Raw genomic sequence first — 4,352 nt, forward strand, 5'->3', positions numbered from 1 at the left:
GTGTGCGGCCACGGCGGTTCTCCGCTCTCTCGTCGGCGGTGACGGCTGCGCGGGCCCGACGGGGGGCGGGCCCGCGCAACGGCCCCAACTCGCCGCCCGCCCCAGGCAACGTCCGGGTGTCCGGTCCGTCACTGCGGGCGACGGATCGACGGTAGGGAGTGACCGGCCGGACCCTCAACGCGTTTGCACGCGTTTGCAGGAATTCAGCCCAGGGAGTCAGCGGCCCGGGCGATCAGGGCCCGTGCCTGCGCGCCGTAGACCGCGAATGTCTTGAGTCGGTCGAACGCCTGGGCGTAGAGAGCGAGTTCGCTGGGCGTGGTGACGGTCACCTGGGCGGACAGCAGCTCCACGCCGGCTTCGGCGTCGTCGAAGATGTTGAACGTCTCCACCGGCCACATGGTGCGCTGCGCGGTGAACGGGATGACGCCGAGCGAGACGGCCGACAGTGCCATGGTGGCCCGTAGGTGCTCCAGCTGCTCGGCCATGGTCTCGACGGTCCCGAGACGGTAGTAGAGGACGGACTCCTCCACCAGGATCGCGAAGCGGTGATGGCCGGTACGGATGACGCGGGAGCGGGCCAGGCGCGCCTTCACCGCATCGGCGACGTCGTTGGGAGTGCGGCGGAAGTCGGCCACCGTGGCAAGCAGCGCGGTGGCGTAGGCCTCGGTCTGCAGGACGCCCGGCACGACGCGGGAGGAGTAGGAGCGGAAGTGCCGGGTTCGCTCGTACAGCGGCGCTGCGGACTCCTGGAGCCGGCGCAGGCCGGTGCGGGTGAGGCGGCGCCACTCGACGTACATGGAGTCCACGGCCCGGCTGGCGGCGATCAGGTCCTCGGCCTGGTCGTCGGCGCCGCAGGCCCGGCACCAGGTGCGGATGTCGGCGTCCGAGGGCGCGGTCTTGGCGTTGATGATGCGGGAGGTCTTGGCGCCGTTCCAGCCGCACCGGGCGGCCGGCTCCTGCCCCTGAAGGCCGGCGTCCTGCATGATCTCGCGCAGCCGCGCGGCGACGGCCAGGCGGGCTTCCTGGGCGCTGGAGGAAGGGGATGCGGGCATGGAGCCGGTCGTTTGGTCGGGTGTCAGACGGTGTACTGCTCGTGCGGGACGGCGCGCTCCCAGACCGCCTCGAACGCGTCCGCGCAGAGCTTGGCCACGGCGGGGTCCTCGCACATCTCCGGCCCGCCGGAGGCCCCGTCGCCGGTGAAGTGGTTGAAGCGCACGATCGTCCCGTCGAACAGCCAGAAGTCGTTCCCGGGCAGCGCGAGGTCGGAGGCCCGGCGTCGCGGCAGCCAGCGCACCTGTTCACCGGCGGCGAGGTTGACCACGGTCCCGGCGTGCTCGTAGCGGATGTACTCGGTGACCGGCTCGGAGACGATCCGGGCGCGGCGCACCACGACACCGCGGGCGACGGCGGCCCGGATCATCGACACCCAACCGGACCAGCCCTCGCCCTCGGGATCGAGGTCCGGGTGCACGCCGGTCCGCTGGAACTGCTCGAACTCCTCGGCTTCGCCGACGATGCCGTAGGAGTCGCGCATCTCCAGGTGCACCGCGGAGTGCCGGGCGCCGGCCAGCAGCTCAGAGAAGGCCGTCACGTTCTGCATCGTCGAGCGCCTTCCTGATGATCGCCGCCATGCGCAGCGGGATGCGGGTCACGTTCTCGTGGTTAGGGGTGCCGACGGAGTGGCCGGGCACCCACTCGGTCGTGCCGATCTCCGTCAGGAGCTCCTCGCCGGGCTTGAGGCCCTGGACGACCAACTCCCTCTGCTCGTCGTCCACCCACACCATCGGGCTCTCGTCCTTGCCGGTGTCGGGATCCACCCCGGCGAACCGTAGCGTCATGATGCCCTCCCGTGCCAAGTCGGTTGCGCGGTTTTGCACGACGTTCCACCCGCAGGTGACAGCACGTCAAGAGCACGCGGGTGCAGCAAGGCAGCACTCGTCGCACGACGGGGCCCGAGGCAGAATCATCCGGCCTCGGGTCCTCGCCTCGGTCCGGCGGTGCGGATCTTGTCGTCGGCGATCAGGCTGCTGATGTAGCCCGGCCAGTCCCGCTCCAGTGTCTGCTGCAGGAACGTCCGCGCCGTCTCCCGGGACTGCGGGGCGACCTTCTCGACCGCGCCGTCGGAGAAGTAGGGCGTGTTGTGAAAATGATCGAGCTCGCCGCCTGGCAGCTCACAACCCGCGAATGGCTTCGGCCAGGTCAGGGCCGTAGGAAGCCCAGCAAATGACTGATCCGTCGGGGTCGAGCTGCCCCATGAACCAGTCTTCACCAACTCTTGCAAGGCACATGTCATAGCCATGGAAGGCAATGATGACGTCGGGCTGGAGGACGTCATAGTCGGCGAAGCCGTGCTGTTCGACGACGACGAGCCGTTCAAGCGAGAGCAGATCCGCTTTGGCGTCACCCGATGCGGAGCGGACCTGCTCGATCGTCCACCCGTCGGGAAGAAGTGCGTTCACTGCCGCATGGTCGCAACGAACGGTGTCTCACAGCCACTCGTTAAGTGCGGCGACCAGCACGGTCGCGTGATAGCCCGGGAGCGTTTCAGCCGCCCCTGAGGAACGCTGGATGTGGTCTGCTTGCTCGTTGGTGGTACCGGTGGGTGCCGATCAAGGGCGGCGAAGGCGATCACTAGGCTCCACGTCATGACCAGTGATCTCGGATTCCTCTGCTCGTGCTGTGGAGCGCACCACCCTGAGCTGCCCATGAACTACACGGCCGAGGCCCCGGCCGTGTGGGATCCGGCCTTCGCGGACGCGGACGACTGCCTGCTCTCGTCGGACCAGTGCGTGATCCGCGCGCAGCACTACTTCGTCAAGGGTCTGGTCGAGATACCGGTCATCGGCAGCGGCGAGGTGTTTTCCTGGGCTGTCTGGGTCTCGCTCAGCCGCGAGAACTTCTCCCGCGCGGCGGACTTGTGGGACGCCCCCGGCCGGGAAGCGGAGAACCCCTACTTCGGCTGGCTCACCACTGACCTCCTGGCCTACTCGCCCACGACTCTCAACCTGAAGACCCACGTCCACACCCGGCCGGTCGGCGAGCGACCCCTCGTCGAACTCGAACCCACCGACCACCCCCTCGCCGTCGAACAGCGCACGGGAATCACCCGGGACCGCGTACGGGAGATCGCCGCGGCGGTGCTTCACCCCTCCCACGACAGGAACCAGGCATGAGGGCTGACGCGCGAGTGCCGCTGACCCCGCGGGCGCCAGAATGCCTGAGCCGCCGGGCCCGGTACTTCGTTGAAGCGCACGGGCTGCGTGTTCCCTGCCGGGACCTTCGGCGGCATCGGGGCGCGGAGCTCAATGCTCGCTGTCCCGTTCCGCCCGCAGTTCGGTGAGGGTCTTGGCCACGGCGGTAGCACCGGCCGCCATCGGTGCGATCTCAGCGGTCTCGGCCTGCACTGCAGCGTTCTTGGCGGCCAGGTCCCGTACGGCTGCACTACGGAGCTCAAACTGGTCAGCTATGGTCCGGTCGGCGACGGCCAGGTCGACCTCGTGTGCTTGGCGGGCGTAGTCCTCCAGCGCGGCCACCTGCGTTTCGATTCCGGCGAGGACGTCGGCGAGGGTGCTGCGCTCGGCATGCGGCAGGCTCTGGACTGCGGGGTCCCGGGTGTCGGCACCGCTGGGGCCGGTCTTCGCCATCTTGCTGTACTGGTGCAGGGAGTCGGCGATCCTCCACAGCCAGTGCGGGAGCTGGGCCTCGGTCTCGACCCGCAGGCCGCCCAGGTCGTCCTGGTGCAACCGGGAGGCACGGATCGTGTCCGCCGCCTGCTGGGCTCTGGCGAGCAGTTGCACGGCGTCCTCGGTCAGCCAGTGCGGGTGAACGTAGTGCCCGCGGGCCCGGCCGAGGTGGCGGTTCATCCGCCGGCTTTCCGACACCTGGTGGCCCACCAGCGTGATCGCCAGCACGGCTCCGACCGAGAGCGCGAGCAGCCCGCAGAGCCGGATGCCTTCGAGAGCCTGGCTGATGACCTCGCCGACGCGCTGTCCGGCCTCGTCCGGCGCTCCGATCACGAGCCGTAGGCCCAAGGGGCCAGGGCAGCCGCTCCTCCCAGCGCGGCGGCGGCCAGACCCCTCCGCAGGAGCGCGCTGCCGCCCATGTAGGAGACCAGCAGGGCGCCGGCGTCACGGTCGGCGGCGAGCAGCGCGGGCTGGAGGGCGGCCAGGTCGCGTACGGCGTCCTGGGTCTCGACGGGGACGGCGGGGTCGAAGACCGGCCTCGCTGCGATGGGCTTGCTCAGGTCGGTCATGGTCCTTGTCGGTTCGGGAGGTTGTCGTCCCGGACGTACCCCGGTGTTCGGCTGCCGACACGGCGCCAGGTCGGTCGAGGGCCGCTGCTCTGCCCTCGAC

7 protein-coding genes are annotated in these 4,352 nt (G+C 69.6%); 1 reads left to right on the forward strand and 6 read right to left on the reverse strand.

The genetic code is table 11. The features are described from left to right. Positions 1–203 precede the first annotated feature (203 nt). From ACFU7Y_RS40865 to ACFU7Y_RS40880, 4 genes are all read right to left on the reverse strand, one after another. The gene (locus ACFU7Y_RS40865; protein ID WP_380771457.1) at positions 204–1,052 is read right to left on the reverse strand and encodes a DUF5753 domain-containing protein; all 849 of its coding nucleotides are present in this window, start codon (positions 1,050–1,052) and stop codon (positions 204–206) included. A gap of 23 nt (positions 1,053–1,075) precedes the next feature. After that, positions 1,076–1,600, reverse strand: a complete 525-nt coding sequence (locus ACFU7Y_RS40870) for a DUF6879 family protein (RefSeq protein ID WP_380771459.1) — start codon at positions 1,598–1,600, stop codon at positions 1,076–1,078. Further along, on the reverse strand, positions 1,575–1,838 hold the full coding sequence (locus ACFU7Y_RS40875; protein WP_380771460.1) for a hypothetical protein: 264 nt from the start codon (positions 1,836–1,838) through the stop codon (positions 1,575–1,577). Before ACFU7Y_RS40875 ends, ACFU7Y_RS40870 begins: the two co-directional genes overlap by 26 nt. A 333-nt stretch (positions 1,839–2,171) precedes the next feature. After that, entirely contained in the window at positions 2,172–2,459 is a 288-nt protein-coding gene (locus tag ACFU7Y_RS40880; protein ID WP_380771462.1) for a hypothetical protein, read from the reverse strand. A gap of 246 nt (positions 2,460–2,705) precedes the next feature. On the opposite strand from ACFU7Y_RS40880, the gene ACFU7Y_RS40885 reads away from it, so the two are divergent. Continuing rightward, the gene (locus ACFU7Y_RS40885; RefSeq protein ID WP_380771467.1) at positions 2,706–3,173 is read left to right on the forward strand and encodes a DUF2199 domain-containing protein; all 468 of its coding nucleotides are present in this window, start codon (positions 2,706–2,708) and stop codon (positions 3,171–3,173) included. Positions 3,174–3,302: 129 nt separating this feature from the next. Here the strand turns inward: ACFU7Y_RS40885 and ACFU7Y_RS40890 are convergent, their stop codons facing one another. Both ACFU7Y_RS40890 and ACFU7Y_RS40895 read right to left on the reverse strand, forming a co-directional pair. After that, a complete protein-coding gene (locus ACFU7Y_RS40890) occupies positions 3,303–4,031 on the reverse strand; it encodes a hypothetical protein (protein WP_380771463.1) in 729 nt (242 codons plus the stop codon). Continuing rightward, positions 4,013–4,252, reverse strand: coding sequence for a hypothetical protein (locus ACFU7Y_RS40895; protein ID WP_380771465.1), 240 nt, complete (start codon positions 4,250–4,252; stop codon positions 4,013–4,015). Before ACFU7Y_RS40895 ends, ACFU7Y_RS40890 begins: the two co-directional genes overlap by 19 nt. Positions 4,253–4,352 lie beyond the last annotated feature (100 nt).

The sequence above is a fragment of the Kitasatospora sp. NPDC057542 genome (genome assembly GCF_042801945.1).
Lineage (GTDB): Bacteria > Actinomycetota > Actinomycetes > Streptomycetales > Streptomycetaceae > Kitasatospora.

Coding starts and splice junctions, on each gene's coding strand:
- ACFU7Y_RS40865 (WP_380771457.1), bottom strand. CDS start 1,052: ATGCCCGCATCCCCTTCCTCCAGCGCCCAGGAAGCCCGCCTGGCCGTC.
- ACFU7Y_RS40870 (WP_380771459.1), bottom strand. CDS start 1,600: ATGCAGAACGTGACGGCCTTCTCTGAGCTGCTGGCCGGCGCCCGGCAC.
- ACFU7Y_RS40875 (WP_380771460.1), bottom strand. CDS start 1,838: ATGACGCTACGGTTCGCCGGGGTGGATCCCGACACCGGCAAGGACGAG.
- ACFU7Y_RS40885 (WP_380771467.1), top strand. CDS start 2,706: ATGAACTACACGGCCGAGGCCCCGGCCGTGTGGGATCCGGCCTTCGCG.
- ACFU7Y_RS40895 (WP_380771465.1), bottom strand. CDS start 4,252: ATGACCGACCTGAGCAAGCCCATCGCAGCGAGGCCGGTCTTCGACCCC.